We start from the raw sequence: 26,514 nt of genomic DNA on the forward strand, positions 1-26,514 counted from the left end.
GTGCCTCGGTACGGTCTTTCCATGGAGACGATCCGCAAACTGGCCATCCTTGCCGATGCCGCGAAGTACGACGCGTCCTGCGCCTCCAGTGGTGCGGGCAAGCGCGATTCGCGTGCATCCGGTGGCATCGGCAGTACCGAGGGGATGGGAATCTGCCACAGCTACACGCCCGATGGCCGGTGCGTGTCGCTGCTCAAGATCCTGCTCACCAACTTCTGCATCTACGACTGCGCGTACTGCGTCAACCGCGTATCGAGCAACGTGCAGCGGGCGCGTTTCAGCGTGGAGGAAGTGGTCGCGCTGACGATGGACTTCTACAAGCGCAACTACATCGAGGGGCTGTTTCTCTCCAGCGGGATCATCCGCAATGCCGACTACACCATGGAGCAGATGGTGGAGATCGCGCGCGTGCTGCGCGAAGAACGCCGGTTCAGCGGCTACATCCACCTCAAGACCATTCCGGAAGCCTCCCCGGAACTGCTTGCGCTTGCCGGTCGTCATGCCGATCGGCTGTCGATCAACATCGAGCTGCCCACCGAGGCCGGGCTGGCCAGTTTCGCGCCGGAGAAATCCCTTCCGTCGATCCGCAGCGCGATGGGCGAGCTCCGCTGGCGCATCGAGGAAGCCAAGGAAGCGCGCACGTCACATCCGGACCCTGACGCGCCATCATCCCCGGCAGCCGCTGCAGCGCCCCCCGCGCCGGCCCTGCGCGGCCGCCGGGCCGGCGCGCCCCGCTTCGCGCCGGCCGGGCAGAGCACCCAGATGATCGTCGGCGCCGACGGTGCCAGCGACAAGCAGATCCTCAGCGCGGCCGACAATCTGTACGGCAACTATCGGATGCGCCGCGTCTATTACTCCGCCTTCAGCCCCATTCCCGATGCCAGCAAGGCGCTGCCCCTGCAGGCACCGCCACTGGCACGCGAGCACCGCCTCTACCAGGCGGACTGGCTGCTGCGCTTCTACGGGTACGGTGTGGAGGAAATCACCGATACCACCCAGGGCGGCATGCTGGACCTGGACATCGACCCGAAGATGGCCTGGGCGATCCGTCACCCCGAGCGCTTCCCGGTCGATCTCAACATCGCGCCCAAGGAGCTGCTGCTGCGCGTGCCCGGGCTCGGCGTACGCAACGTCAAGCGCGTACTGATGGCGCGGCGGCATGGACGCCTGCGCGTGGCCGATGTGGCCCGCCTGCGTGCGCCGATGAGCAAGCTGCTGCCGTTCGTGCAGCTGGCCGACCATCATCCGCGGCGTGCACTGGATGATCCGGCGGCGCTGCGGGCCCGACTGGCACCACCGCCGCGACAGGGTGCGTTGTTCCCCGACGCGGCCGCGAGCTGACATGGCGCGCTGGAGTGTGCGGGTCGACCCGGCGTGGTCTCTGGAAGCCTGGCGCACCGCCGCGCGCCTGGCCCTGCGCCACGCGGTCGCGCCGGATCAGCTGGACTGGTTGTCTGGCAGCGAGACGTCGCTGCTGGAAGCGCCATCGCTGACCTCGGCGGAGGACAGCGCGCCACCGGCCGAGCCGCAGGTCCATGTCCCCAAGAGCTTTGTCGAGCTGGCTGCCATCTGCCTGTGCCATCGCGATCCGCAGCGGATGTCACTGCTCTATCGCATGCTGTGGCGCATCACCCATGGCGAACGCAGCCTGCTGTCCAATCCCGCCGATGCCGACGTGCTTCGCGCCATGGCCTTGAGCCAGGCGGTACGCCGCGACACGCACAAGATGAAGGCCTTCGTGCGCTTCCGGGAGGTGCCCGGCGAACAGGACGCGTTCATTGCCTGGTTCGAACCGGATCACCAGATCGTCGACCGCGTCGCACCGTTTTTCGCGCGACGATTCGCCGGCATGCGCTGGGCGATCCTGACGCCGTACCGCAGCGTGCACTGGGATGGGCAGCACCTGTCGTTCGGCCCGGGCGGCCGCCAAAGCGATGCGCCGATGGAAGACGCACGCGAAGAATTATGGCGCACCTACTACGCCAACATCTTCAATCCGGCCCGGCTCAACACGCGCATGATGCAGCAGGAGATGCCCACCAGATACTGGAAGCACCTGCCGGAAGCCTCGTTGCTGCCACAGCTGGTGCGTGATGCCGGTGACCGGGTGCAGGAGATGCACGACCGTGAAGCGCAGGCCCCGCGGCGGCGCATTCCCCAGGCCATCGCGGCACCGGAGCCCGCCACAGAGACGACGCCTGCCACGCTCGACGCGCTGCGCAATGCCGCCGCGGCGTGCCGCCGCTGTCCGCTGTGGGAACCGGCCACGCAGACGGTGTTCGGTGAAGGTCCACCGAATGCATCGATCATGCTGGTCGGCGAACAACCCGGGGACAGCGAGGACCTCAGCGGGCATCCGTTCGTCGGCCCCGCCGGGCAGCTGCTGGATCGTGCGCTGCGCGAACTCGGCATCGAGCGCAGCGCGCTCTACCTGACCAATGCGGTCAAGCACTTCCGTTTCGAGCGGCGCGGCAAGCGGCGCATCCACAGTAAACCGCAGATGACCCATATCAACGCGTGCCGGCCGTGGCTGATGGGCGAGATAGAGAACGTGCGACCGCAGGTGATCGTCTGCCTGGGGGCGAGCGCGGCCACGGCCGTGTTCGGGGCCGGCTTCAACCTGATGGAGAACCACGGACGCTGGCACGCGCTGGACGACGGCACGCGGGCGTTTGCCACGGTGCATCCGTCGTGGGTATTGCGGCAGACCGGCGATGCGGCGCGCGAGGACGCCTATCGGCTGCTGAAGGACGACCTCCAGCACCTGGTCGAGGTTCAACGCACACGTTGACCTCGCATGGGGTTGCCGGCCGATGGCCGGCAATGCCCGTCAACGCAGATCGGGCAGCGTCAGTGCGCCGCCATGTAGATGTCCTGCAGGACCGCCTTCTCCAGCTCCAGCTCGCTGAGCAGATTCTTCACGATATCGCCCAGGCTCAGGATGCCGACCAGCGTGGCGCCTTCGGTCACCATCAGATGACGATGGCGGGAGTACGTCATCAGCGCCATCGCCTGCTTGAGGCTCGCGTCGGGGCCGATGCCTTCCAGCCCTGCCGACGGCAGCGTGGAGATGACCCGCCTGCCCGCCTGGGGACCATCTTCCGCAAGGCTGCGCACGATGTCCTTCTCGGACACGATACGCACCGGCGCATCGTCTTTCATCACCACGAGGGCGGCGATCTTGTGCGCGCTCATCTTGTGGGCCGCGGCACCGATGGTGTCTTCCACATCGATGGTGACGATGGCTTCTTTCTTGGATTGCAGGAGTTCGCGGACGTTCATTCTTGTTTCCTGTTACAGGTTACTGAAGTCGAGAGATGCGCCTGGTTGCAGCGAGGTCGGTGGCATCGCCACGCGGTCCTCGGTCATTCGATTCTACGTCCGCACCCCGGCCCAGGAGTTTGCAAATCTGGGACGGTTCGTCGTGGAAGCGGGGGACGACCCTGAGAATGGCACCGCCAGTAAAACCGTCGCTGAATGCCGCCGCAGGGCACGACTAAAGTTCCAGTGCCGGCGGCCGCGCAGAGCACCCCATGGGTGGCGCACAAAAAAGGGTGGCCCCGCAGGACCACCCTCGATACGCATCAGCGCCGCCTTGGCGGCGGACGCATCACTCCACCGTCACGCTCTTGGCCAGGTTGCGCGGCTTGTCCACGTCTGTCCCGCGGGCCAGCGCGGTGTGATAGGCCAACAGCTGCACCGGAATCGTATGCACGATCGGGCTCAGCACACCGGCATGGCGCGGCGTGCGGATCACATGCACGCCTTCGGACTCGACGAAGTTGCTGTCCTGGTCGGCGAACACGAACAGCTCACCGCCGCGGGCACGCACTTCCTGCATGTTGGATTTGACCTTTTCCAGCAGGCTGTCGTTCGGGGCGATCACCACCACCGGCATCTCTTCATCCACCAACGCCAGCGGGCCATGCTTGAGCTCGCCGGCGGGATAGGCCTCGGCGTGGATGTACGAGATTTCCTTGAGCTTGAGCGCGCCTTCCAGCGCGATCGGGTAATGCAGCCCACGGCCCAGGAACAACGCGCTGTTCCTGCGCGCGAAGCGCTCGGCCCACGCGGCGATCTGCGGCTCCATGTTCAGCGCATGCTGCACGCTGCCCGGCAGGAAGCGCAGCTGCTCCAGGTAGTCCGCTTCCTGGGCGGCATCGATGCGGCCATGCAGCTTGCCCAGCACCACGGTGAGCTGGAACAGCGCGGCCAGCTGGGTGGTGAAGGCCTTGGTCGACGCGACGCCGATCTCGGCACCGGCACGGGTGTAGCAGACCAGTTCACTGGCGCGCGGGATCGCGCTCTCGGGCACGTTGCAGATCGAGAGCGTATGCAGGTGGCCGAGCGACTTGGCGTACTTGAGCGCCTCCATCGTATCCAGCGTTTCGCCGGACTGGGAGATGGTGACGATCAGGTGCTTGGGATTCGCGTAGGCCGCGCGATAGCGGTATTCGCTGGCGATCTCGACGCTGCACGGCAGCCCGGCGATCGCTTCGATCCAGTAGCGCGCGGTCAGCCCGGCGTAGTAGCTGGTACCGCAGGCAAGAATCTGCACGCCTTCGATATCCGACAGCACGGCCTCGGCATTCTTGCCGAACAGGGTGGCCGGGAAACCGCCGGCATCGATCGCCGCTTCGATGGTGTCGCCCAGCGCGCGCGGCTGCTCGTGGATTTCCTTCTGCATGAAGTGGCGGTACGGCCCCAGCTCCAGCGAGGCCAGCGATACGTCGGACAGATGCACGTCGCGCACGATCGGCTGGTTGTGTTCGTCGTACACCTGCACGCCATCGCGGCGGATATCGGCCGTGTCGCCCTCTTCCAGGAAGATCACCGTGCGGGTGGCCTGGAGAATCGCCGAGACGTCGGAGGCGACGAAGTTCTCGCCCTCGCCGACGCCGACCAGCAGCGGGCAGCCCATGCGCGCGCACACGAAGTGATCCGGCTCGGCACGGCTCATCACCGCCAGTGCGTAGGCTCCGGTCAGTTCCTTGACCGTGCGCTGCAGCGCCGACAGCAGGCTGTCGCCTTCCTTGAGGTGATGGTGCATCAGGTGCGCGATCACTTCAGTGTCGGTCTGCGACTCGAAGGTATAGCCCAGCGCGCGCAGCTTCTCGCGCTGTTCTTCATGGTTCTCGATGATGCCGTTGTGGACCAGCGCCACGCCATGACTGATGTGCGGGTGCGCATTGGCCTCGGTCACGCCACCGTGGGTGGCCCAGCGGGTGTGGCCGATGCCCAGCAGCGACTGGAAGCCTTCACTCGCGGCGGCCTTCTCCATCTCGGCCACGCGGCCGGTGCGGCGGACGCGGCGGACATCGGGTGCGGCAGCAGAAGTGTCGATCACGGCGATGCCGGAGGAGTCGTAGCCCCGGTATTCCAGTCGCTTCAATCCTTCGATGAGGACCGGTACCACGTCGCGATGCGCGATCGCTCCCACAATGCCGCACATAGATTCAGATCCCTGCTGGTAAGCCCCGCATTCTAGCGCGGCGGCCCCGGACGCTTGGGCGCTGTCCGCTTAACGAAAGTGTCCGGCCCGGTGTCCGCGGACACACGGACACGCGACGAGATTCGCAAGCCATTGTTTTCAAAGGGCCAAAACTTGGCACGGCGTCTGCTTGGTACTCCGCAACCCAACCGCGAACGAGCCCGATGATCCGCGACACTTCCGCCCAGGACCAGACCCTTTCCTCGCATGCCGCGCCCGCCCCGTGGAAGCGCTGGCTGTGGCCGGCGGTCGCCGCGCTGGTCGTGCTGCTGGCGATCGGCTTCGCCGCCCGTGCCTGGCTCGGGGCCAGCCGCTCCTTCGACAGCGCCCGCGTCCGCATCGCCGAGGTCACCCGCGGCGACATGGTCCGCGACATCGCCGCGGACGGTCGCGTGATCGCGGCCAACAACCCGGTGCTGTATGCGATCTCCGCCGGCAACGTGAACCTGAAGGTGGTGGCCGGTGACGTGGTCAAGCAGGGCCAGGAACTGGCCGTGATCGACAGCCCCGAACTGCGCAGCAAGCTGGCCCAGGAACAGGCCACCCTGGCCGGCCTGCAGGCCGAGGCGAGCCGCGCCACCCTGGATGCGACCCTGGCGCGCGCCACGGCCCAGAAGGATACCGACCAGGCAGTGATCGAACGCCAGGCGGCCGTGCGCGATCTGGAACGCTACAAGCGTGGCTTCGATGGGGGCGCGGTGCCGCAGGTCGATGTCGCCAAGGCCGAAGACACGGTCAAGAAGAGCGACATCCAGCTCGAACATGCCCGCAAGGACGCCCTGCTCAAGGCCCAGGGCGCCGACCTCGATGCGCGCAACAAGCGCCTGCTCGCCGACCGCCAGCGTGCGGTGGTGACCGAGGTCGAGCGCCAGGTCGACGCCCTCACGCTGCGTGCGCCGTTCGATGGCCAGGTCGGCCAGGTGCAGGCGACCCAGCACACCAACGTGGTCGCCAATGCGCCGATCCTGGGCGTGGTCGACCTGTCGCGCTTCGAGATCGAGATCAAGGTGCCGGAGAGCTTCGCCCGCGAGCTGACGATCGGCATGCCTGCGCAGCTGACCGGCGGCAGCGGCCAGTTCGCCGGCGAGATTTCCGCCGTCTCCCCGGAAGTGGTCGCCGGCGAGGTCAATGCCCGCATCCGTTTCGCCGACAAGCAGCCGCAGGGCCTGCGCCAGAGCCAGCGGATGCAGGCCCGGGTGCTGCTCGATACCCGTCGCAACGCACTCAAGATCGAGCGCGGCCCGTTCGTCGAACAGGGCAACGGCTACGCCTACGTCATGGACGGCAGCAGTGCGGTCCGCCGCCCGGTCAAGCTCGGTGTGAGCAGCCTGGGCGAAGTGGAAATCCTCTCTGGCCTGCAGCCCGGCGACCGCGTCGTGGTCTCCGGCAGCGATCTGTTCGGCGATGCCGAGCGCGTGTCCGTCAACTGAATCATCCCCTTTCGATCCTCTCGACTTTCAAAGGAAAACAGCCATGCTTGAAATGCGCTCGGTCGCCAAAGTCTTCCGCACCGAACAGGTGGAAACCCATGCCCTGCGGTCGCTGGACCTGCACGTCCGCGAAGGCGAGTTCGTTGCCGTGACCGGTCCGTCCGGTTCGGGCAAGACCACCTTCCTCAACATCGCCGGCCTGCTGGAGACCTTCACCAGCGGCACCTACCTGCTCGATGGCCAGGACGTCAGCCAGCTGGGCGATGACGCGCGCAGCCGCCTGCGCAACCAGAAGATCGGCTTCATCTTCCAGGGCTTCAACCTGATCTCCGATCTGAACCTGTTCGACAACGTCGATGTGCCGCTGCGCTACCGCGGCATGCCCGCCGCCGAGCGCAAGGAGCGCATCGAGCACGCGCTGGCCCAGGTGGGCCTGGGCTCGCGCATGAAGCACTACCCGGCCGAACTCTCCGGTGGTCAGCAACAGCGCGCCGCGATCGCGCGGGCGCTGGCGGGCAGCCCGCGCCTGCTGCTGGCCGATGAACCGACCGGCAACCTGGACAGCCAGATGGCCCGTGGCGTCATGGAGCTGCTGGAAGAAATCAATGCCAAGGGCACCACGATCGTGATGGTGACCCACGACCCCGAACTGGCCGCCCGTGCCAAGCGCAACGTGCACATCGTCGACGGCCAGGTCACCGACCTGCTGCGCGATCCGGTGCTCTCCACGCCGCGCCCCGCGGTTGCCGCTGCCATCGCCAACGACTGAGGCCGGCCATGATCGCTTACTACTTCCGACTGGCCCTGCGCAGCTTCCGGCGCAACAAGGTGCTGACCGCGCTGATGGTGATCGCCATCGCGCTGGGCATCGGCGCGTCGATGACCACGCTGACCGTGTTCCACGTGCTGTCCGGTGATCCGATTCCGCAGAAGAGCGACCGGCTCTTCAGCGTGCAGATTGATCCACAGTCGGCGCTTGGCTATCAGCCTGGCGAAGAACCGGCCGACCAGTTGACCCGCTTCGATGCCACCAGACTGCTGAGCGAGAAACATGCCAAGCGCCAGGCGATGATGACCGGTGGCGGCGTCACCATCGAGCCGGACAGCAGCACGCTGCGTCCGTTCGTCACGGATTCTCGCTACACCTCGGGCGACTTCTTCCCGATGTTCGATACCCCGTTCCAGTACGGCCAGGGCTGGAAGGAATCCGATGACGAGGGCCGCGGCAGGGTCGCGGTGATCACGAAGACACTCAACCAGAAGCTGTTCGATGGCGCCAACAGCGTCGGCAAGTCAGTGCGCATCAATGGCAACACGATGACCGTGGTGGGCGTGCTGGACGAGTGGCACCCCAACCCGCACTTCTACGATCTCAACACCGGTCGCTATGGCGACAGCGAAGATGTGTTCGTTCCCTTCACCACGGCCATCGAGCTGAAGTTCGACCGCAGCGGCAGCATGGACTGCTTCGGCCGCCGCAACGAACCCGATCCGACCGGCCCGACCGCCAGCTGCACCTGGATCCAATACTGGGTGGAGCTGGAGAACGCCGGGCAGGCTGCGGAGTACCGCCGCTACCTGGAGAATTACTCCGACCAGCAGCGTGCGGCCGGCCGCTTCGAGCGTCCCAACAACGTCCGTCTGCGCAATGTCATGGAGTGGCTGGACTACAAGAAGGTGGTCCCCGGTGACGTGCGCCTGCAGCTGTGGTTGGCGATGGGCTTCCTGCTGGTCTGCCTGATCAATACCGTGGGCCTGCTGCTGGCCAAGTTCCTGCGCCGCAGCGGCGAGATCGGCGTGCGCCGGGCGCTGGGTGCCAGCCGCGGCCAGATCTTCCTGCAGTCGCTCATCGAGGCCGGTACGGTCGGCCTGGCCGGCGGCCTGCTCGGCCTGGTGCTGGCGATGCTGGGGCTGTACGCGGTGCGCCAGCAACCGGTGGACTACGCCAAGCTGGCCACGCTGGATGGGCAGATGCTGCTGATGACCTTCGCGCTGACCCTGGTCGCCAGCCTGCTGGCCGGTTTCCTGCCGGCGCTGCGCGCCATGCAGGTCGCGCCCGCCATCCAACTCAAATCGCAGTAAGGATCCGGAGCACACCATGGATATCCGTCCCATCCTCTCCACCCTGCGCCGGCATAAAACCGCCGCGTCGCTGATCGTGCTCGAGATCGCGCTGACCTGCGCCATCGTCTGCAATGCGCTGTTCCTGATCGGGCAGCGCATCGAGAAGATCAACCAGCCCAGCGGCATCGCCGAGACCGAACTGATCGAAGTCCGCCTGGGCGGCATCGGCACCCAGGTCAATGCGGCCGCGCGCACCCGCGAAGACCTGGCGGCGTTGCAGGCCATTCCGGGCGTCAAGAGTGCCGTGACGTTGAACCAGATTCCGTTCCGCAACAGCTCCTGGAACACGGGCCTGGGGCTGACCCCCAACCAGGAACGCTCGACGCTGAGCACCTCCCAGTACTTCGCCCGCGAAGGCGCGCTGGAGACACTGGGCGTGGAGCTGATCGCCGGCCGTGATTTCCAGAGCGACGAATACCGCGACGCAGCGGATGCCCTGACCGACGAGAACGCCGAAAAGACGGGCTCGGCGATCATCGTCACCAAGGCGATTGCGGACAAGATGTTCCCCGGCGGTGATGCCTTGGGCAAGACGGTCTACAGCGGTTCCATGCCGCTGCGCATCGTCGGCATCGTCAAGGTGCTGGCCCGCCCGAACCCGGTTGGCGGCGACATCCAGTATTCGATCATGCTGCCGTTGCGGGCGACCTACGACGAAGGCTTCTACCTGATCCGTGTCACCGATCCCGCGCGTCGGGACGAGGTGATCAAGGCAGCAGTGACGGCACTGGAACGTGTCGATTCGAGCCGGCTGATCCGCGGCAAATCCACCTACGAGGAACAGCGCAAGAAGTACTTCGCCAACGACCGCGCCATGGTCGGCCTGCTGATCACCGTGTGCGTGGCGCTGCTGGTGGTGACCGCACTGGGCATCGTCGGCCTGGCCAGCTTCTGGGTGCAGCAGCGCACCAAGCAGATCGGCATCCGCCGCGCGCTGGGCGCCACCCGCAGCCAGATCCTGCGTTACTTCCAGACCGAGAACTTCCTGTTGGCCACGGTCGGCATCGTGCTGGGCATGTTGATGGCCTACACGATCAACCTGTGGCTGATGAACAACTACGAGCTGCCGCGCATGCCCATCAGCTACCTGCCGATCGGCGCGGTCCTGCTGTGGCTGCTCGGCCAGATCGCGGTCTTCGGCCCGGCCCGCCGCGCCGCGGCCGTGCCCCCCGCCGTCGCCACCCGGAGTGCCTGACGGCCCGTTCCGAAGGCGGTCCCCGCAAGGGCGGGGGCCGCAGCCGGGCAGCGGCCAGCAAGGCCCTGCCCTGCACCAGGGCCCACGGCTCCGGTACTCTCTGCCTACTTCCTGGTCCTTCGTTGCCGCATGCCCTCGATCCTGATCATTGACGACAACGCCAGCGTCGGCACCGCACTCGACGTGCTGTTCTCGCTGCACGACATCGACACCCTGCACGCGCTTTCGCCCGAACAGGGGCTGGCGCTGCTGGAACAACAGCCGGTGGACCTGGTGATCCAGGACATGAACTTCACCGAGGACACCACCTCCGGCGAGGAAGGCGAAGCGCTGTTCCAGCAGATCCGCGCCCGCCACCCGGACCTGCCGGTGATCCTGCTGACCGCCTGGACGCATCTCAGCAGCGCGGTCGATCTGGTCAAGGCCGGCGCCGCGGACTACCTGGCCAAGCCCTGGGACGACCGCAAGCTGCTGATCACGGTCAACAACCTGCTGGAGCTCTCCGAAACCCGCCGCGAACTCGATCGCCGCCGCGACCGCGAACAGCGCGACCGTTCGGCGCTGGAGGCGCGCTACGACCTGCGCGGCGCAGTGGTGGCCGATCCGGCCAGCGAGCGCGTGGTCAGCCTGGCCTGCCAGGTCGCACGCTCGGCACTGCCGGTGCTGATCACCGGTCCCAACGGTGCGGGCAAGGAGAAGATCGCCGAGATCATCCAGGCCAACTCGCTGGTCGCCAAGGGGCCGTTCGTCGCGCTCAACTGCGGGGCGATTCCCGCCGAGCTGATCGAAGCCGAGCTGTTCGGTACCGAAGCCGGCGCCTACACCGGTGCCAACAAGGCACGCGAAGGCAAGTTCGAAGCGGCAGACGGCGGCACGCTGTTCCTGGACGAGATCGGCAACCTCTCCTCCAGCGGACAGATGAAGCTGCTGCGCGTACTCGAGACCGGCCGCTTCGAACGGCTGGGCTCCAACCGCGAGCGCCAGGTCAAAGTACGTGTGATCAGCGCGACCAATGCCGACCTGCCGACGATGATCCGCGACGGCCAGTTCCGCGAGGACCTGTACTACCGCCTCAACACCGTCGAGCTGGCGCTGCCGCCGCTGGCCGAACGGCCCGGCGACATCCTGCCGCTGGCCGAACGCTTCCTGGGCAGTGGCAAGCCGCTGTCCACCGCCGCCGCCACCGCGCTGCAACGCCACCCCTGGCCCGGCAACGTGCGCGAACTGCGCAACGTGCTGCAGCGCGCCGACCTGCTGGCCACCGGCCCGCGCATCGAGGTCGCCGATCTCAACCTGCCGCGTACCGCCGCACCGCGCGCGGCGGCCCCGACGGTGGACCCGGACCGCAGCCGGATCGAGACCGCACTGGCCCACAACCACGGCATCATCGCCCAGACCGCTGCCGAACTCGGGCTCAGCCGCCAGGCCCTGTACCGGCGCATGGACCGCTACGGCATTCCGCGCGAATGAAACGGCGCTCCTTCACCTTCCGGTTGTTCCTGCGCCTGCTGCCGGTGCTGGCACTGGCGGCCGCGTTCCCGTGGTACCTGGCGTACTGGCTGGACCATGGCTGGGCGGTCACGTGCATTTCGGTTGTCGTGCTGCTGGCTTTGATGTGGTGGAGCCTGCGTCGCGCGACGGCGCCGATCCGCTCATTGCTGCGCGCCCTGTCCGGTACCACCAGCAGCTACCGCGACGGCGAGTACAACTTCGGCATCTACTGGCCTTCCAATGATGAGCTGGGTGATCTGGTCCAGGCCCACCGCGAGCTGGGCGACGTGCTGCGTGCGCAGCGCCAGGACCTGGTCCAGCGCGAGCTGCTGCTGGACACCATGGTGCAGAACACGCCGGTGTCGATGCTGTTGCTGGCCCACGGGGGCGACGGCGTGCAGCGCGTGGTGTTCTCCAACCTGGCCGCGCGCAAGCTGCTGCACAGCGGCTGGAAGCTGGAAGGCCAGCGCATGCACGATGTGATGGCGACGATGCCGATCGAACTGCGCGATGCCATCGCCCGCGGCGGCGACAGCCTGTTCGCCGTGCGCGGCGAAGGCCAGGACAGCGACGATGAGCACGATGAAGACGATGAGCAGATCTACCATCTGTCACGCCGCAACTTCCATCTCAACGGGCGCCCGCACGACCTGCTGCTGATCCGCCTGCTGACCGCCGAACTGCGCCGCCAGGAAGTGCAGACGTGGAAGAAGGTGATCCGGGTGATCAGCCACGAGTTGAACAACTCGCTGGCGCCGATCGCCTCGCTGGCGCATTCCGGTGGCGAGCTGGTCCGGCGCGGCAAGACCGAACGGCTGGAAGAAGTGTTCACCACCATCGAAGAGCGCGCCCGCCACCTGGAAGGGTTCATCCGCGGCTATGCGCGCTTCGCCAAGCTGCCGCAGCCGCAGTTGCAGACCGTGCAGTGGAACCTGTTCCTGGGCGGGCTGCAGCACCAGATTCCGTTCCGGATGGCGGAGGTACCCGACGATCTGCAGAGCCGCGTGGACATCGCCCAGCTCGGGCAGGCGCTGCTGAACCTGCTCAAGAATGCCCATGAAGCGTGTGGCGAGGCCGAGCCGCCGAATGACGACGTCGAGGTCCGCCTGACCCGCCTGCCCCAGTGGCTGCGGCTGGAAGTACTGGATCGCGGCAAGGGCATGAACGAGGCGGTGCTGCAGAACGCGCTGATGCCGTTCTACTCGACCAAGCGCAACGGCACCGGTCTCGGCCTGGCGCTGACCCGTGAGATCGTCGAAGCGCATGGTGGCCGTATTTCGCTGCAGAACCGCCGCGAGGGTGGCCTGTGCGTGGCGGTGTTCCTGCCGGCCGACGCCCGGTAGTGCCGGCCACTGGCCGGCACCGTGATGCTCTCGGGACTGCCGGGTTGCCGGCCAGCGGCCGGCACTACTTCTTGGTGGGGCGCTTCCAGCCGTCGATCGTTTCCTGACGGGCACGGGCGACGGTCAGCTTGTCCGCCGGCGCGCCGCGGGTGATCACCGATCCTGCCGCAACGGTAGCGCCTTCCCCGATCACCACCGGCGCGACCAGCGAGCTGTTGGACCCGATGAAGGCGCGGTCGCCGATGGTGGTCTGCGATTTGTTCACGCCGTCGTAGTTGCAGGTGATGGTGCCCGCGCCGATGTTGACCTTGCTGCCGATCACCGCATCGCCCAGATAGGTGAGATGGTTGGCCTTGCTGCCCGCGCCGAGCACCACCTTCTTGGTCTCCACGAAATTGCCCACGTGCGAACCTTCGGCCAGCACGGTGCCGGGGCGCAGACGGGCGAACGGACCGATGTCCGCCGCGCCTTCGCTGACCACGCCCTCCAGATCGCAGTGCGGCTTGACCACGGTCCCGGCGGCCAGGGTGACGTCCTTGAGCCGGGTGAACGCGCCGATGCTGACGCCGTCGCCCAGCACCACGCGCCCTTCCAGGATCACGTTGACGTCGATCTGCACGTCGCTGCCGGCGGTGACCGTGCCGCGGATATCCAACCGTGCCGGATCGAGCACGCGTGCGCCCTGCGCGCACAGCGCACGCACTTCACGCATCTGCCAGGCACGCTCCAGCTGGGCCAGCTGCCAGGGATCGTTGGCGCCTTCGGCGTCCTGCGGCTCCTGCACGAAGGCCATCTCGGCCGGCGTGTAATCGCTCGCCGCCGCAGCAAAGATGTCGGTCAGGTAATACTCGCCCTGCGCATTGGCATTGGAGAGCTGCGACAGCCAACGACGCAGTGCGGTCGATTCGGCGGCGATGATGCCGGTGTTGATGGTGCGGATGCTGCGTTGTTCGTCGCTGGCATCCTTCTGCTCGACGATCGCGCCCACCTTGCCCTCCGCATTGCGCACGATGCGGCCGTAACCGGTCGGGTCGGCAACCTCCGCCACCAGCACGGCCAACCGGCCCGACTGCGACAACAGGTGGCGCAGCGTCTCGGCGCGGATCAGCGGCACGTCGCCGTAGAGCACCAGCACGGTCGCCGCATCGGGCACCTCCGGCATCGCCTGCAGTACGGCATGGCCGGTGCCCAACTGCTGGCCCTGCTCGGCCCAGCGCAGGTCGGGCTGGTCGGCGAACGCCTGCCGGACCGCTTCGCCGCCATGGCCGTACACCACGTGGATCGCTGCCGGCTGCAGCTGGCGCGCGGTGTCGATGACATGGGCAAGCATCGGGCGCCCGGCGATGGGCTGCAGCACCTTCGGCAGGGCCGACTTCATGCGCTTGCCGGCACCGGCCGCCAGGATGATCACGTGCAGGGGTTGGGTCATGGGTAGATCACGTTCCGGGAATCGTTGATGGGAATTCTAGTGCGACGCTCGTTAACATGTGGGATTGTCCGCACCCGGATTTCCCGTGAGTCTCCTCCGCCAAGGTAGCAGCTACCTCGTCGTCGGCCTGGTCCAACTGGTCGTGGACTGGGCGGTGTTCGTGGCCGCCACCGCGCTCGGCATGCCGGCCGCCCCGGGCAACCTGCTCGGGCGCGTGAGCGGGATGCTGCTCGGCTTCTGGCTCAACGGCCGCTACACCTTCGCCCGCGATGGCGAGCACCGTCTGGGCTGGCCGCGGTTCGTGCGCTTCCTGCTGCTCTGGGCGGTGCTGACCGCGATCAGCACGCTGCTGGTGACGCTGGCGGCCGAGCACCTGGGGCTGCGCTATGCATGGCTGGCCAAGCCGCTGGTCGAAGGCGCACTGGCCGGTCTGTCGTTCCTGCTGATGCGAACCCTGATCTTCCGCTGATCCGGCCTACCGGGAGGCAGGCAAAAAAAAACGCCGGCAAGCCGGCGTTTTCCCCTTCGCGGATGGCGCCGTCGCGCCGCGCCGCTTAGTGCTTGAGGTTCTTGCGCAGGCGCTCCAGCGCCTGCAGCTGGGCGGACACTTCCGCCAGGCGCTGCTGCGCTTCGGCCACTTCCATTGCTTCACCACGGTTGGCCAGGATGCGCTCGGCTTCTTCCTTGGCCTTGCGGACCGAGGCTTCGTCGATGTCCTGGGCACGGATCGCGGTGTCGGCCAGCACGGTCACGACCTGCGGCTGCACTTCGAGAATGCCGCCGGAGATGGCGAAGTCGATCTGCTCGCCGCTCGGCGTGGTCACCACCACCTTGCCCGGCTTCAGCCGGGTGATCAGCGGGGCGTGCTTGGGCGCGATGCCCAGCTCACCCAGCTCACCGGTGGCCACGACCAGGGTCGCCTCACCACGGAAGATTTCCTGCTCGGCGCTGACGATGTCGCAACGGATGGTGCTCATGAAACTCTTCTCGCTTTAGGGCGGGCGTGGGCCCACCGCAGGATGTCCTCAGCGGTGGGCATGCGCCCACCCCGTGTGACGGGTCGGGACGGGCATGTCGCCCGTCCCCGCCGCATCAGGCCTTCTCAGCCATCTTCTTGGCCTTCTCGACCGCTTCTTCGATGCTGCCGACCATGTAGAACGCCTGTTCCGGCAGGTGGTCGTATTCGCCATCGACGATGGCCTTGAAGCCACGGATGGTGTCCTTCAACGACACGTACTTGCCCGGCGAGCCGGTGAACACTTCGGCCACGTGGAACGGCTGGCTGAAGAAGCGCTCGATCTTGCGGGCGCGGGTCACGGCCTGCTTGTCTTCTTCGGACAGTTCGTCCATGCCCAGGATCGCGATGATGTCCTTCAGTTCCTTGTACTTCTGCAAGGTCTGCTGGACGCGCTGGGCGGTGTCGTAATGCTCGTGACCGATGACCAGCGGATCCATCTGGCGGCTGGTCGAGTCGAGCGGATCCACGGCCGGGTAGATACCCAGCGAGGCGATCGAACGCGACAGGGTCACGGTCGAATCCAGGTGGGCGAACGTGGTGGCCGGCGACGGATCGGTCAAGTCATCGGCGGGCACGTAGACGGCCTGGATCGAGGTGATCGAGCCATTCTTGGTCGAGGTGATGCGCTCCTGCAGGACGCCCATTTCCTCGGCCAGGGTCGGCTGGTAACCCACGGCCGACGGCATGCGGCCCAGCAGCGCCGACACTTCGGTACCGGCCAGGGTGTAGCGGTAGATGTTGTCGACGAACAGCAGCACGTCCTTGCCCTTGCCGTTCTCGTCCTTCTCATCGCGGAAGTACTCGGCCATGGTCAGGCCGGTCAGCGCGACGCGCAGACGGTTGCCCGGCGGCTCGTTCATCTGGCCGTACACCATCGCGACCTTGTCCAGGACGTTGGAGTCCTTCATCTCGTGGTAGAAGTCGTTGCCCTCACGGGTACGCTCACCCACGCCGGCGAACACGGACAGACCGCTGTGCGCCTTGGCGATGTTGTTGATCAGTTCCATCATGTTGACGGTCTTGCCGACGCCGGCGCCGCCGAACAGGCCGACCTTGCCGCCCTTGGCGAACGGGCACATCAGGTCGATGACCTTGATGCCGGTTTCCAGCAGCTCGGTGGCCGGGGACTGGTCTTCGTACGACGGAGCGGCACGGTGGATTTCCCAGGTGTCGCTGGCGGTGACCGGACCGGCTTCGTCGATCGGGCGACCCAGCACGTCCATGATGCGGCCCAGCGTGCCCGCGCCGACCGGCACCGAGATGGCGCGTTCGGTGTTGGTGGCGACCAGGTTGCGCTTCAGGCCGTCGGTGGAGCCCAGCGCGATGCAACGGACCACGCCGTCACCGAGCTGCTGCTGCACTTCCAGCGTGATTTCGGTGTTGTCCACCTTCAGCGCGTGGTACACCTTCGGCACCGACTCGCGGGGGAATTCGACGTCGACGACGGCGCCGATGATCTGAACGATCTTGCCCTGACTCATTGCTGCAATCCTCTAATGTGTGCTTTGACTGTGCGCGTCAGACTGCTGCCGCGCCGCCGACGATTTCGGAGATTTCCTGGGTGATCGCTGCTTGGCGCGCCTTGTTGTAGACGAGCTGCAGGGTACCGATCAGCTTGTTCGCGTTGTCACTGGCCGACTTCATCGCGACCATGCGGGCTGCATGCTCGGACGCGACGTTTTCCAGCACGGCCTGGTACACCAGCGACTCGACGTAACGCGTCATCACGTGCTCGAGCACGGTCGCGGCGTCGGGTTCGTACAGGTAGTCCCAGTCGTGATGCGCGACCTGCTTCTCAGCGGCCGGCAACGGCAGCAGCTGATCGAAGCTGGCCTTCTGCGTCATCGTGTTGATGAAGCGGTTGTAGACCAGGTAGACGCGGTCGACCTTGCCATCGGTGAAGGCATCGAGCATGACCTTGATCACGCCGATCAGCTGTTCCAGGTGCGGCACATCGCCCATGTGGGTGACGGTGCCGACCATGTTGACCTTGACGCGGCGGAAGAAGGTCGAGGCCTTCTGGCCGACGGTGACCACGTCGATGTCGGCGCCCTTGTCCTGCCACTGGCGCATTTCGCCCAGCATCTTGCGGAACAGGTTGTTGTTCAGGCCGCCCGCCAGACCGCGGTCGGAAGAGACCACGATGTAACCGACGCGCTTGACCTCGTCACGCTGGACCAGGAACGGATGCTGGTAGTCGGTGCTGGCCTGGGCCAGGTGACCAATCACCTGCTTCATCGCCTGCGCATACGGACGCGACGTCTTCATCCGCTCCTGCGCCTTGCGGATTTTGGAGGCCGAGACCATTTCGAGCGCACGCGTCACCTTGCGGGTGTTCTGCACGCTCTTGATCTTGGTTTTGATTTCGCGTCCGCTTGCCATCTCTTCTTCCCGTAGAGCGGGGCTCTGCCCCGCTGCCATTCAACGGTGAAGCGAGGCCGTCAGGCCCCGCCACACATGCGGCTTACCAGCTGCCGGTGGTCTTGAACTCGGTGATGCCCTTCTTGAAGGCAGCTTCGATGTCGTTGTCCCAGCCGCCGGTCGCGTTGATCTTGCTGATCAGCTCGCCCTGGGTGTTGGCGAAGTGGGCATGCAGACCTTCTTCCAGCGCCAGCAGCTTGTTGACCGGCACGTCGTCGAGGTAACCCTCGTTGACGGCGTAGATCGACAGCGCCTGGTTGGCGATGGACATCGGGGCGTACTGCTTCTGCTTCATCAGCTCGGTGACGCGCTGACCGCGCTCGAGCTGCTTGCGGGTGGCTTCGTCCAGGTCCGAGGCGAACTGCGCGAACGCCGCCAGCTCACGGTACTGGGCCAGCGAGATACGGATGCCGCCGGACAGCTTCTTGATGATCTTGGTCTGGGCCGCACCACCGACGCGCGACACCGAGATACCGGCGTTCACGGCCGGGCGGATGCCGGAGTTGAACAGATCGGTTTCCAGGAAGATCTGGCCATCGGTGATCGAGATCACGTTGGTCGGCACGAAGGCCGAGACGTCACCGGCCTGGGTTTCGATGATCGGCAGCGCGGTCAGCGAGCCGGTCTTGCCCTTGACGGCACCGTTGGTGAACTTTTCCACATACTCTTCCGACACGCGGGCAGCGCGCTCGAGCAGGCGGGAGTGCAGGTAGAACACGTCACCCGGGTAGGCTTCACGGCCCGGCGGACGCTTCAGCAGCAGCGAGATCTGGCGGTAGGCAACGGCCTGCTTGGACAGATCGTCGTACACGATCAGCGCGTCTTCGCCGCGGTCCATGAAGTACTCACCCATGGTGCAGCCCGAGTAGGCGCTGATGTACTGCATCGCGGCCGATTCGGACGCGGTCGCAGCGACCACCACGGTGTGCGCCAGGGCGCCGTTCTCTTCCAGCTTGCGCACGATGTTGGCCACGGTCGAGGCCTTCTGGCCGATCGCGACGTACACGCACTTGATGCCGGTTTCTTTCTGGTTGATCACCGCATCGATGGCCAGGGCGGTCTTGCCGGTCTGGCGGTCACCGATGACCAGCTCGCGCTGGCCGCGGCCGATCGGGATCATCGAGTCGACGGACTTGTAACCGGTCTGCACCGGCTGGTCGACCGACTTGCGCCAGATCACGCCCGGGGCAACGCGCTCCACCGGCGCGGTGGCCTTGGCCGCGATCGGGCCCTTGCCGTCGATCGGCTCGCCGAGCGCGTTCACGACGCGGCCCAGCATTTCCGGGCCGACCGGCACTTCCAGGATGCGACCGGTGGTCTTGGCAACGTCGCCTTCGCGGAGGTTCTGGTAATCACCCAGCACCACGGCGCCGACCGAGTCGCGCTCCAGGTTCAGGGCCAGAGCGAAGGTGTTGTTCGGCAGTTCGATCATTTCGCCCTGCATCACGTCGGCCAGACCGAAGATGCGCACGATGCCGTCGGACACGCTGGTCACGGTGCCTTCGTTGCGCGATTCCGCGGCCAGCTTGACCTTCTCGATGCGGTTCTTGATCAGTTCGCTGATTTCGGAGGGGTTGAGCGTGGTTGCCATCGTCAAGTCCTAGTGCCGGCGATCACGCCGGACGTTAAATGAATTCAGTTAGCGAGCGCGGTCTGCAGGCGCGACAGCTTGCCCTTGAGCGAGCCATCGATGACCACATCGCCGGCGTCGATCACGGCACCGCCGATCAGCGACGCATCCACTGCGGTCGTCACATCCACCTCGGCGCCGAAGCGCTTGCGCAGCGCGGCCTTGATGGCGTCCAGTTCGGCGCCGGACAATTCGGTGGCCGAGGTCACCGTGGCCTTGACCACGTGTTCGGCTTCAGCGCGCAGCTGGTCGTACATGCCGGCGATTTCCGGCAGCAGCGGCAGACGGTGCGCATTGGCCAGGATGGCCAGGAAGCGACCGAAGGTCTCGCTGGACGATTCCGGCACCAGCAGCGCGACGGCATCGTCGCGGTCCAGTTCCGGGTTCGACAGCAAGGCCGCCACGCGCGGGTCGGCAGCTACGTGGGCGGAGAACGCAAGCGCGTCCGACCACGGCGCGAACGTGCCTTCGTCGCGCGCGGTCGCGAACGCGGCGCGGGCATACGGGCGTGCAAGCGTGAGGGCCTGGCTCATCGATCAGATCTCCGAGGCCAGCTCGTCGAGCAGCGCCTTGTGGGCGTTGGCGTCGATTTCGCGCTTGAGCAGCTTTTCGGCACCGCTCACGGCCAGCGCGGACACCTGCTTGCGCAGATCTTCACGGGCACGGTTGGCGGCAGCTTCGATCTCGGCGTGGGCCAGATCTTTCTGGCGGTTGGCTTCGACGATGGCTTCATTCTTGGCGGCATCAACGATCTGGTTGGCGCGTGCGTGGGCCTGATCGATGATCTCGTTGGCCTTGGTGCGCGCATCCTTCAGTGCATCGTTGACCTTTTCCTGCGCCTGGGCCAGATCTTTCTGGCTGCGGTCGGCAGCGGCGAGGCCTTCAGCGATCTTCTGCTGACGCTCTTCGATGGCGTTCATCAACGGCGGCCAGATTTTGGTCGCGATGATCCAGATCAGACCGGCAAACGCCAGTGCCTGGGCAACGAGGGTAAAACCGATATCCATGGGGTTCGCTCAATCTGGGGTGATGGGGTGGTTGCGCCGCCCGAAGCGGCGCAGCCGTCCTTCATCCGCGATCAGGCGCACAAGGCGCCTGATCGTTTCGCTTTCGCTGGATCAGCCCGCAACGGCCGGCAGACGTGCAACGAACTCGCCGATGGTCGGGTTGGCGAAGGCCAGCAGCAGGCCGACGGCGACCGAGATGATGAACGCGGCATCGATCAGGCCGGCGGTGATGAACATGCGGACCTGCAGCACCGGAATCAGTTCCGGCTGGCGCGCGGCCGATTCCAGGAACTTACCGGACATGATGGCCAGACCGAGACCGGCACCCAGCGCGGCCAGGCCGATCATGATGCCGACGGCGAGGACGGTGGAGCTCTGGACTTGGGCGAGGTTGGTCAGGACGGCGAAGTACATGGTTTTCTCCTGGAACTTTGGATAACTAAGGGTTTAGAAACAAACGGATGAAGGGTGAAGCGAAACTCAGTGAGCGTCTTCCGACAGGCTCAGGTACACGATGGACAACATCATGAAGATGAACGCCTGCAGCGGAATCACCAGCAGGTGGAACAGCATCCAGCCCAGGCCGAATGCACCGCCCGCGATGGCACCGGCGATACCCGCACCGCCCAGCACCCAGATCAGCAGGAAGACGATCTCACCGCCGAACATGTTGCCGAACAGTCGCATCGCCAGCGAAATCGGCTTGCTCAGCCACTCGACGATGTTGAGGATCAGGTTGAACGGGAGCATCCACTTGCCGAACGGCGCGGTCAGGAATTCCTTGGTGAAGCCACCCAGGCCCTTGGAGCGCAGCGCGAAGAACAGCATCAGGAAGAACACGCTGATCGACATGCCCAGCGTGGCATTGACGTCGGCGGTGGGAACCGGCTTCCAGTACGGCACGCCCATCATTTCAAGCGGCTTGGCGATGAAGTCGGCCGGGATCATCTTGATGAGATTCATCATGAGGATCCAGAAGAACAGGGTGATCGCGATCGGGGTCACCAGCTTGCTGGTGCCGTGGTAGGTGTCCTTGGCCTGGCGGTCAACGAACTCCAGGCAGATCTCGACGAACGCCTGCCACTTGCCCGGGACGCCGGCAGTCGCCTTGCGGGTTGCCATCCAGAAGCCAAACACCATCAACAAACCCATCAGGACCGAAGTCACAATGGTGTCGACGTGAATTGCCCAGAAACCACCTTCCTGCATATGGAACGTCAGGTTGTGCAGGTGATGTTGGATGTAGGAGGTGGGTGTCAGCGCCTCGCCTGCCATGTGTCCGGAACCTTGAGTTAAATAAATTGGATCAGCGCCTGGCCAGAGCCAGGACCTGGAACATCAATCCGACGGCGATACCGGCCAGCAGCGCCAGTGCAGGCAGCTTGAAGACCAGGAACCCCACCATCAGGACGCCGAATACGAGCACCCACTTTGCCACCACCGCCAGGATCAGGCGGGTCATCGCCGAGCCTGCCGCCTGCACCCCGCCGCCGAGCGCCATCCGCGCGGCGACCCAGCCGGCTGCAGACACCGCCACACCGGAGAGCAGCGCCCCCAGAGCGGCCTTCGGGCCTCCCCACAGAAGCAGGGCAAGAGCCAGGACAGCCACTGCAGCGAGCGGGTAAACCGCTGCGCGCAGCATCAGTCGCCGACCCGCGTCAACGGAGTTCAGCACGTGAATGTCCTGCATGGTTGTGAGTAGAAAGGCCGAGGCCGCAAGCAAACGCCTCGTCGAGCCGCCAAATTATAGCAATGGGACAATTTGAGAGACAACCGCTGCCTGTTCATCCCGGATGTAAGCCCGCCGTTGGGGCCTCCTGCGCACCTGTGCCACCTGCGGTCCAATCGGTTTGCGCAGGAGGAGCGCGATGCGGCAGTGCAACATGTTGAACTTTGGCCCCTTGCCCCGGTCGGATCCATGAGCCTGCCGTTGAATCCTCGTCGGCGTCCCGCGAGCGGGCTGGTACAGGGTGGCCCCGAAGCCCTCTCCGGGGCCACCCTCTTTTTCCCGGCCGGCGCGGTGTCGCCGCTGAACAGGGTCGCCCGTGGGCCGCGGGTAACGGTAATCCGCCCGGAAACGGCCACCGCACGGACCCGCGGTCCGGCCGCGCGCATGAACGGTACACACAGCCTCCACCATACCTTCACGAATGGTGGACGTCGCAGTGGGCAATGTGACGGCACATCACTAGAACCACCGCAAGGACCCCCGATGCGCCCGATGCTTTCCCTGCTTGCCGTGCCAGTCGCTCTGGCCGCACTCTCCTACGCCGCTCCGTCCCACGCTGCCGAAGGCGACGACCGCTTCGCGCTTCGCCTTGGTGCGATGCAGATCGATTCGGACAACACGATCCGCGGCAACACCAACATCGCTGGCCAGGATGTGGGCTTCTCCGAAGATTTCGGCCTGGGTGGCAAGGAATGGGAGCCGCGCGTGGACGGCATGTTCCGCATCAGCAACCGCCAGCGCCTGCTGTTCAACTACTTCAAGTACGACAAGGATCGCCGCGAGACCCTCGACCAGGGCGTGAGCTTCGGCGACACCAACGTGCCGGCCGGCAGCTTCATCAAGGGTGAGCTGAAGTATCAGGTCGCCAGCCTGGTGTACGACTACTCGGTGGTGGACACCGAGAAGTTCGACCTCGGCCTGCAGCTGGGTGCGGAGTACGCGAAGGTCAGCACCAAGGCCTACGCCGACGTCGGCGATCTGTACCAGGGCGAGTTCCTGGACGAGAAGGCCGACGGTGTTGCGCCGGTGGTCGGTGCCCGCCTGAGCTTCACCCCGTCCGAGAAGTGGATGATCACGTTCCAGGGCCAGTACCTGAACACCAAGTGGGGCAACTTCGACGATTACGACGGTGATCTGAGCCGCGCCAATGCGATCGTCGATTACCGCTTCACCAAGAACTTCGGCGTGTTCGCCGGCTACGACTGGTTCAAGCTGGACGTCGACCAGAGCGGCCGCGATGGCACGATCGGTCTGAAGCAGGAGTTCAAGGGTCCGGTGGCAGGCGTCAGCTTCGTCTTCTAAGCTCTTCGCGACACTGCTCTCCAAGCGCGGCCCCCGATGTATCGGGGGCCGCGTTTTTTGTGCGCTTAGGGTTTAAGGGCGGCTTGGTCGAGTGGCGGGCACGGATACCCTGTCGGGCGAATGTCCCCCGGCGAAAATTACGCTGGCCGCTCGCAGCAGAGCATCAGGCGCTCGCTGCGCAGGCCGGTGCCCGCCGCGGCCGGTAGGCCGTTGGGCAAAATCAAGGAGGAGGCAGCCGCCGTGAGGCGGATGCCGGGGGACATTTGCCGAACGGCCTGCCGGCCGCGGCGGGCCCCGGCCTGTGCAGCGAAGCGGCGCCAAGAGATGCTGCTTCGCCAGCCTCAGCTTCAGCGTCAGCGACAAAAAACCCCGGCTTTCACCGGGGTTTTTCGTTGAACCGGAGCCACCACCCAGGGCGGTGATCGACCGATTATTTCTTCTTCGGCATGTACAGATCGGTGATCGTGCCGTCGTAGATTTCCGCGGCCATCGCCACCGATTCGCTCAGCGTCGGATGCGCGTGGATGGTGTGGCCGATGTCTTCGGCCTCCGCACCCATCTCGATCGCCAGGCCGATCTCGGCCAGCAGGTCGCCGGCGTGCACGCCCACGATCGCGCCACCGATGATGCGGTGGGTCTCTTCGTCGAAGATCAGCTTGGTGAAGCCCTCGGTACGACCGATGCCGATCGCACGGCCGCTGGCGGCCCACGGGAACTTGGCCACGCCGACCTTCAGGCCCTTGGCCTTGGCTTCGGTTTCGGTCACGCCGACCCACGCGATTTCCGGATTGGTGTAGGCCACCGACGGAATCACGCGCGCCACCCATTCCTTCTTCTCGCCGGAAGCCACTTCCGCGGCCAGCTTGCCCTCGTGCGTGGCCTTGTGGGCCAGCATCGGGTTGCCGACGATGTCGCCGATCGCAAAGATGTGCGGCACGTTGGTGCGCATCTGGCGGTCGGCCGGGATGAAGCCACGGTCGGTGACCTGCACGCCGGCCTTCTCGGCATCGATCTTTTTGCCGTTGGGCGAGCGGCCCACCGCGACCAGCACGCGGTCGAAGATGCTGGCGTCCAGACCCGGCTTTTCGCCTTCCACCGCGGCTTCGAAGGACACGGTGATGCCGGCCTTGTCGGCCTTGACGTCGGTCGCCTTGGTCTTCAGGTGGACCTCCACGCCCTGCTTCTTCAGGCGATCGGCCAGCGGCTTGACCAGGTCCTTGTCGGCGCCCGGCATCAGCTGGTCCATGAACTCGACCACGGTCACCTTGCTGCCCAGCGCCGCATACACCGTCGCCATTTCCAGGCCGATGATGCCGCCACCGACCACCAGCAGCGAACCCGGCACTTCGGCCAGCTCCAGCGCATCGGTGGAGTCCATGACGCGCTCGTCGTCCCACGGGAAGTTCGGGAGCTTCACTGCCTGCGAACCGGCGGCGATGATGCACTGCTCGAAACGCAGCAGCTGGGTCTTGCCGTCGTCGCCGACGATCTCCAGTTCGTTGGCCGAGACGAACTTCGCCAGACCCTGCACGGTGCGCACCTTGCGCTGCTTGGCCATGCCGGCCAGGCCCTTGGTCAGCTGGGTGACCACCTTTTCCTTGTAGCCGCGCAGCTTGTCCAGGGTGATGGTCGGCTTGCCGAATTCGACGCCGAAATCACCGGCGTGGGCGACTTCGTCGATCACCGCGGCAGCGTGCAGCAGCGCCTTGGACGGGATGCAGCCCACGTTGAGGCAGACGCCGCCGAGGCTGGCGTAACGCTCGACCAGCACGGTGTCCACGCCCAGGTCGGCCGAACGGAAGGCAGCGGTGTAACCGCCCGGGCCTGCGCCCAGCACCACCATTTTGCATTCGATGTCGGCCGGCTTGCCCGAGGACAGCGCCGGCTGCGGCGCGGCCGGTTCGGCCGGGGCGCGGTGCGACGGGGTCACCGGCGGCTTGCTGGCCGGAGCGGCCTCGGCCTTCGGCGCTTCCGCCTTGGCCGGCGCGGCAGGCGCGGCGGCCTCGCCTTCGGCGTCCAGCACAAGCACGACGTCGCCTTCGGAGAGGTTGTCGCCGAGCTTGACCTTGATTTCCTTGACCACACCGGCCGCCGACGACGGCACTTCCAGCGTTGCCTTGTCCGATTCCAGCGTGACCAGACCCTGGTCCTTCTTCACCGTGTCACCCACGGCGACCAGCAGTTCGATCACCGGGACACCGCTGTAATCGCCGATGTCGGGAACCTTGATTTCAATTGCGGCCATTCGTGTTCTCCTGGTGCTCAGCCGGCCTTGCCGCCGAGCAGTTGCTGCAGTTCGTCGAGCGACTCGTCCAGATCTTTCCAGCGACGGTCGAGCTTCTTTTCCTTGGTGTCGCTGGCTTCGATCAGCAGCGCCACCTGTTTCATCATCAGCCGGCCCGCACCGCACTCCGGCCGGGTGCCGCTGTAACGCTGGCCATCCACGGTGAAGGACAGCACGTCACCGTCCAACACCGGCGCCTTGCGGTCGCCCGGCACCTGCGCGGCCAGCGCGGCCTGCCAGCTGTGCAGCAGCCGCTGCGCCAACGGCGCCGGGATGCTGACCTGGTCCTGGTCCGGCTGCTGGTCCACACGCAGTTCCACGCCGCCTTGGCGGGTGCCGCTGTTCCAGCTGTAGACGCGCTTGTCGGCCCGGCTGTAGCGCAGGGTCCATGCCTGGTCCCCGGGACCGGGCAGCAGCGCCACGCCGGTCTCCACGCCACTCTTGGGCAGGCTGACCAGCGACAACGCCGGCTGCGCGTTGCCGTCGAACAGGGTTTCCACTGCCTGGCCGTAGTTGCCGACCGCCGGTGGCCAGCCATGGCCCAGGTCGGACGCGCATTCGCGCGCGCCCGCCTGCGCCATCGGCAGCGCCATCAGCAGCCCGGCCAGGACCAGGCCCTG

24 protein-coding genes are annotated in these 26,514 nt (G+C 65.9%); 10 read left to right on the forward strand and 14 right to left on the reverse strand.

What is annotated here, in order from left to right; translation table 11 throughout:
- Positions 1 to 21 precede the first annotated feature (21 nt).
- Positions 22 to 1,341, forward strand: a complete 1,320-nt coding sequence (locus tag ABE434_RS02800; protein ID WP_346477749.1) for a putative DNA modification/repair radical SAM protein — start codon at positions 22 to 24, stop codon at positions 1,339 to 1,341.
- Between the two features lies 1 nt (position 1,342).
- Positions 1,343 to 2,791, forward strand: a complete 1,449-nt coding sequence (locus tag ABE434_RS02805) for a UdgX family uracil-DNA binding protein (RefSeq protein WP_346477750.1) — start codon at positions 1,343 to 1,345, stop codon at positions 2,789 to 2,791.
- 59 nt (positions 2,792 to 2,850) lie between these two features.
- On the opposite strand, the gene ABE434_RS02810 is transcribed toward ABE434_RS02805, so the two are convergent.
- The gene (locus tag ABE434_RS02810; protein ID WP_176988126.1) at positions 2,851 to 3,282 is read right to left on the reverse strand and encodes a CBS domain-containing protein; all 432 of its coding nucleotides are present in this window, start codon (positions 3,280 to 3,282) and stop codon (positions 2,851 to 2,853) included.
- 328 nt (positions 3,283 to 3,610) lie between these two features.
- Positions 3,611 to 5,452 (reverse strand): glutamine--fructose-6-phosphate transaminase (isomerizing), encoded by a 1,842-nt coding sequence (gene glmS / locus ABE434_RS02815; RefSeq protein WP_346477751.1) that lies wholly within the window; start codon positions 5,450 to 5,452, stop codon positions 3,611 to 3,613.
- A 203-nt stretch (positions 5,453 to 5,655) separates the two neighbouring features.
- On the opposite strand from glmS, the gene ABE434_RS02820 reads away from it, so the two are divergent.
- The 6 genes from ABE434_RS02820 (at position 5,656) to ABE434_RS02845 (ending at position 13,074) form a co-directional block, all read left to right on the forward strand.
- Entirely contained in the window at positions 5,656 to 6,921 is a 1,266-nt protein-coding gene (locus tag ABE434_RS02820) for an efflux RND transporter periplasmic adaptor subunit (RefSeq protein ID WP_346477752.1), read from the forward strand.
- Positions 6,922 to 6,964: 43 nt separating this feature from the next.
- Complete coding sequence (locus tag ABE434_RS02825) at positions 6,965 to 7,690, forward strand: ABC transporter ATP-binding protein (protein WP_176988123.1); 726 nt, start codon at positions 6,965 to 6,967, stop codon at positions 7,688 to 7,690.
- An 8-nt stretch (positions 7,691 to 7,698) separates the two neighbouring features.
- Positions 7,699 to 9,003: an ABC transporter permease gene (locus ABE434_RS02830; RefSeq protein WP_346477753.1), complete on the forward strand. Its 1,305-nt coding sequence runs from the start codon at positions 7,699 to 7,701 to the stop codon at positions 9,001 to 9,003.
- A gap of 16 nt (positions 9,004 to 9,019) precedes the next feature.
- Positions 9,020 to 10,240 (forward strand): FtsX-like permease family protein, encoded by a 1,221-nt coding sequence (locus tag ABE434_RS02835; RefSeq protein ID WP_346477754.1) that lies wholly within the window; start codon positions 9,020 to 9,022, stop codon positions 10,238 to 10,240.
- A gap of 129 nt (positions 10,241 to 10,369) precedes the next feature.
- On the forward strand, positions 10,370 to 11,710 hold the full coding sequence (locus tag ABE434_RS02840; RefSeq protein ID WP_346477755.1) for a sigma-54 dependent transcriptional regulator: 1,341 nt from the start codon (positions 10,370 to 10,372) through the stop codon (positions 11,708 to 11,710).
- On the forward strand, positions 11,707 to 13,074 hold the full coding sequence (locus ABE434_RS02845) for an ATP-binding protein (RefSeq protein ID WP_176988119.1): 1,368 nt from the start codon (positions 11,707 to 11,709) through the stop codon (positions 13,072 to 13,074). The genes ABE434_RS02840 and ABE434_RS02845 overlap by 4 nt, the downstream gene beginning before the upstream one ends.
- Positions 13,075 to 13,138: 64 nt before the next feature.
- Here the strand turns inward: ABE434_RS02845 and glmU are convergent, their stop codons facing one another.
- Complete coding sequence (glmU, locus tag ABE434_RS02850) at positions 13,139 to 14,503, reverse strand: bifunctional UDP-N-acetylglucosamine diphosphorylase/glucosamine-1-phosphate N-acetyltransferase GlmU (RefSeq protein ID WP_346477756.1); 1,365 nt, start codon at positions 14,501 to 14,503, stop codon at positions 13,139 to 13,141.
- Positions 14,504 to 14,588: 85 nt separating this feature from the next.
- Here glmU and ABE434_RS02855 point away from each other — a divergent pair, with 85 nt between their 5' ends.
- Positions 14,589 to 14,972 carry a GtrA family protein gene (locus ABE434_RS02855; protein ID WP_176988117.1) on the forward strand — a complete coding sequence of 128 codons (384 nt, stop codon included), beginning with the start codon at positions 14,589 to 14,591 and terminating at the stop codon, positions 14,970 to 14,972.
- An 85-nt stretch (positions 14,973 to 15,057) separates the two neighbouring features.
- On the opposite strand, the gene ABE434_RS02860 is transcribed toward ABE434_RS02855, so the two are convergent.
- The 9 genes from ABE434_RS02860 to ABE434_RS02900 all read right to left on the reverse strand — a co-directional run bounded on the left by ABE434_RS02860 (position 15,058) and on the right by ABE434_RS02900 (position 22,254).
- Positions 15,058 to 15,480 (reverse strand): F0F1 ATP synthase subunit epsilon, encoded by a 423-nt coding sequence (locus ABE434_RS02860; protein WP_019183637.1) that lies wholly within the window; start codon positions 15,478 to 15,480, stop codon positions 15,058 to 15,060.
- 115 nt (positions 15,481 to 15,595) lie between these two features.
- The gene (gene atpD / locus ABE434_RS02865) at positions 15,596 to 17,002 is read right to left on the reverse strand and encodes a F0F1 ATP synthase subunit beta (RefSeq protein ID WP_121040078.1); all 1,407 of its coding nucleotides are present in this window, start codon (positions 17,000 to 17,002) and stop codon (positions 15,596 to 15,598) included.
- Positions 17,003 to 17,039: 37 nt separating this feature from the next.
- Positions 17,040 to 17,903 carry a F0F1 ATP synthase subunit gamma gene (atpG, locus tag ABE434_RS02870; protein ID WP_176988116.1) on the reverse strand — a complete coding sequence of 288 codons (864 nt, stop codon included), beginning with the start codon at positions 17,901 to 17,903 and terminating at the stop codon, positions 17,040 to 17,042.
- 82 nt (positions 17,904 to 17,985) lie between these two features.
- Complete coding sequence (gene atpA / locus ABE434_RS02875; RefSeq protein ID WP_176988115.1) at positions 17,986 to 19,533, reverse strand: F0F1 ATP synthase subunit alpha; 1,548 nt, start codon at positions 19,531 to 19,533, stop codon at positions 17,986 to 17,988.
- A gap of 44 nt (positions 19,534 to 19,577) precedes the next feature.
- On the reverse strand, positions 19,578 to 20,105 hold the full coding sequence (locus ABE434_RS02880) for a F0F1 ATP synthase subunit delta (RefSeq protein WP_346477757.1): 528 nt from the start codon (positions 20,103 to 20,105) through the stop codon (positions 19,578 to 19,580).
- Between the two features lie 3 nt (positions 20,106 to 20,108).
- Positions 20,109 to 20,579: a F0F1 ATP synthase subunit B gene (locus ABE434_RS02885; protein WP_176988113.1), complete on the reverse strand. Its 471-nt coding sequence runs from the start codon at positions 20,577 to 20,579 to the stop codon at positions 20,109 to 20,111.
- Positions 20,580 to 20,690: 111 nt separating this feature from the next.
- Positions 20,691 to 20,993, reverse strand: a complete 303-nt coding sequence (atpE, locus tag ABE434_RS02890) for a F0F1 ATP synthase subunit C (protein ID WP_088433762.1) — start codon at positions 20,991 to 20,993, stop codon at positions 20,691 to 20,693.
- A gap of 66 nt (positions 20,994 to 21,059) precedes the next feature.
- Positions 21,060 to 21,854, reverse strand: a complete 795-nt coding sequence (atpB, locus tag ABE434_RS02895) for a F0F1 ATP synthase subunit A (RefSeq protein ID WP_176988112.1) — start codon at positions 21,852 to 21,854, stop codon at positions 21,060 to 21,062.
- Between the two features lie 31 nt (positions 21,855 to 21,885).
- A complete protein-coding gene (locus ABE434_RS02900; RefSeq protein ID WP_172407534.1) occupies positions 21,886 to 22,254 on the reverse strand; it encodes a hypothetical protein in 369 nt (122 codons plus the stop codon).
- A 537-nt stretch (positions 22,255 to 22,791) separates the two neighbouring features.
- Here ABE434_RS02900 and ABE434_RS02905 point away from each other — a divergent pair.
- Positions 22,792 to 23,610 carry a hypothetical protein gene (locus tag ABE434_RS02905; protein ID WP_346477758.1) on the forward strand — a complete coding sequence of 273 codons (819 nt, stop codon included), beginning with the start codon at positions 22,792 to 22,794 and terminating at the stop codon, positions 23,608 to 23,610.
- 430 nt (positions 23,611 to 24,040) lie between these two features.
- On the opposite strand, the gene lpdA is transcribed toward ABE434_RS02905, so the two are convergent.
- Positions 24,041 to 25,855 (reverse strand): dihydrolipoyl dehydrogenase, encoded by a 1,815-nt coding sequence (gene lpdA, locus ABE434_RS02910; RefSeq protein ID WP_346477759.1) that lies wholly within the window; start codon positions 25,853 to 25,855, stop codon positions 24,041 to 24,043.
- Positions 25,856 to 25,872: 17 nt separating this feature from the next.
- On the reverse strand, positions 25,873 to 26,487 hold the full coding sequence (locus ABE434_RS02915) for a hypothetical protein (RefSeq protein WP_346477895.1): 615 nt from the start codon (positions 26,485 to 26,487) through the stop codon (positions 25,873 to 25,875).
- Positions 26,488 to 26,514: the final 27 nt, after the last annotated feature.

This window comes from Stenotrophomonas sp. TWI1183, from assembly GCF_039673115.1.
Lineage (GTDB): Bacteria > Pseudomonadota > Gammaproteobacteria > Xanthomonadales > Xanthomonadaceae > Stenotrophomonas > Stenotrophomonas maltophilia_AA.

Coding starts and splice junctions, on each gene's coding strand:
- ABE434_RS02840 (WP_346477755.1), top strand. CDS start 10,370: ATGCCCTCGATCCTGATCATTGACGACAACGCCAGCGTCGGCACCGCA.
- ABE434_RS02820 (WP_346477752.1), top strand. CDS start 5,656: ATGATCCGCGACACTTCCGCCCAGGACCAGACCCTTTCCTCGCATGCC.
- ABE434_RS02800 (WP_346477749.1), top strand. CDS start 22: ATGGAGACGATCCGCAAACTGGCCATCCTTGCCGATGCCGCGAAGTAC.
- ABE434_RS02915 (WP_346477895.1), bottom strand. CDS start 26,487: ATGGCGCTGCCGATGGCGCAGGCGGGCGCGCGCGAATGCGCGTCCGAC.
- atpB (WP_176988112.1), bottom strand. CDS start 21,854: ATGGCAGGCGAGGCGCTGACACCCACCTCCTACATCCAACATCACCTG.
- ABE434_RS02830 (WP_346477753.1), top strand. CDS start 7,699: ATGATCGCTTACTACTTCCGACTGGCCCTGCGCAGCTTCCGGCGCAAC.
- ABE434_RS02845 (WP_176988119.1), top strand. CDS start 11,707: ATGAAACGGCGCTCCTTCACCTTCCGGTTGTTCCTGCGCCTGCTGCCG.
- atpE (WP_088433762.1), bottom strand. CDS start 20,993: ATGTACTTCGCCGTCCTGACCAACCTCGCCCAAGTCCAGAGCTCCACC.
- glmU (WP_346477756.1), bottom strand. CDS start 14,503: ATGACCCAACCCCTGCACGTGATCATCCTGGCGGCCGGTGCCGGCAAG.
- atpG (WP_176988116.1), bottom strand. CDS start 17,903: ATGGCAAGCGGACGCGAAATCAAAACCAAGATCAAGAGCGTGCAGAAC.
- ABE434_RS02885 (WP_176988113.1), bottom strand. CDS start 20,579: ATGGATATCGGTTTTACCCTCGTTGCCCAGGCACTGGCGTTTGCCGGT.
- lpdA (WP_346477759.1), bottom strand. CDS start 25,855: ATGGCCGCAATTGAAATCAAGGTTCCCGACATCGGCGATTACAGCGGT.
- atpD (WP_121040078.1), bottom strand. CDS start 17,002: ATGAGTCAGGGCAAGATCGTTCAGATCATCGGCGCCGTCGTCGACGTC.
- ABE434_RS02860 (WP_019183637.1), bottom strand. CDS start 15,480: ATGAGCACCATCCGTTGCGACATCGTCAGCGCCGAGCAGGAAATCTTC.
- ABE434_RS02810 (WP_176988126.1), bottom strand. CDS start 3,282: ATGAACGTCCGCGAACTCCTGCAATCCAAGAAAGAAGCCATCGTCACC.
- ABE434_RS02880 (WP_346477757.1), bottom strand. CDS start 20,105: ATGAGCCAGGCCCTCACGCTTGCACGCCCGTATGCCCGCGCCGCGTTC.
- glmS (WP_346477751.1), bottom strand. CDS start 5,452: ATGTGCGGCATTGTGGGAGCGATCGCGCATCGCGACGTGGTACCGGTC.
- atpA (WP_176988115.1), bottom strand. CDS start 19,533: ATGGCAACCACGCTCAACCCCTCCGAAATCAGCGAACTGATCAAGAAC.
- ABE434_RS02835 (WP_346477754.1), top strand. CDS start 9,020: ATGGATATCCGTCCCATCCTCTCCACCCTGCGCCGGCATAAAACCGCC.
- ABE434_RS02805 (WP_346477750.1), top strand. CDS start 1,343: ATGGCGCGCTGGAGTGTGCGGGTCGACCCGGCGTGGTCTCTGGAAGCC.
- ABE434_RS02905 (WP_346477758.1), top strand. CDS start 22,792: ATGCGCCCGATGCTTTCCCTGCTTGCCGTGCCAGTCGCTCTGGCCGCA.
- ABE434_RS02825 (WP_176988123.1), top strand. CDS start 6,965: ATGCTTGAAATGCGCTCGGTCGCCAAAGTCTTCCGCACCGAACAGGTG.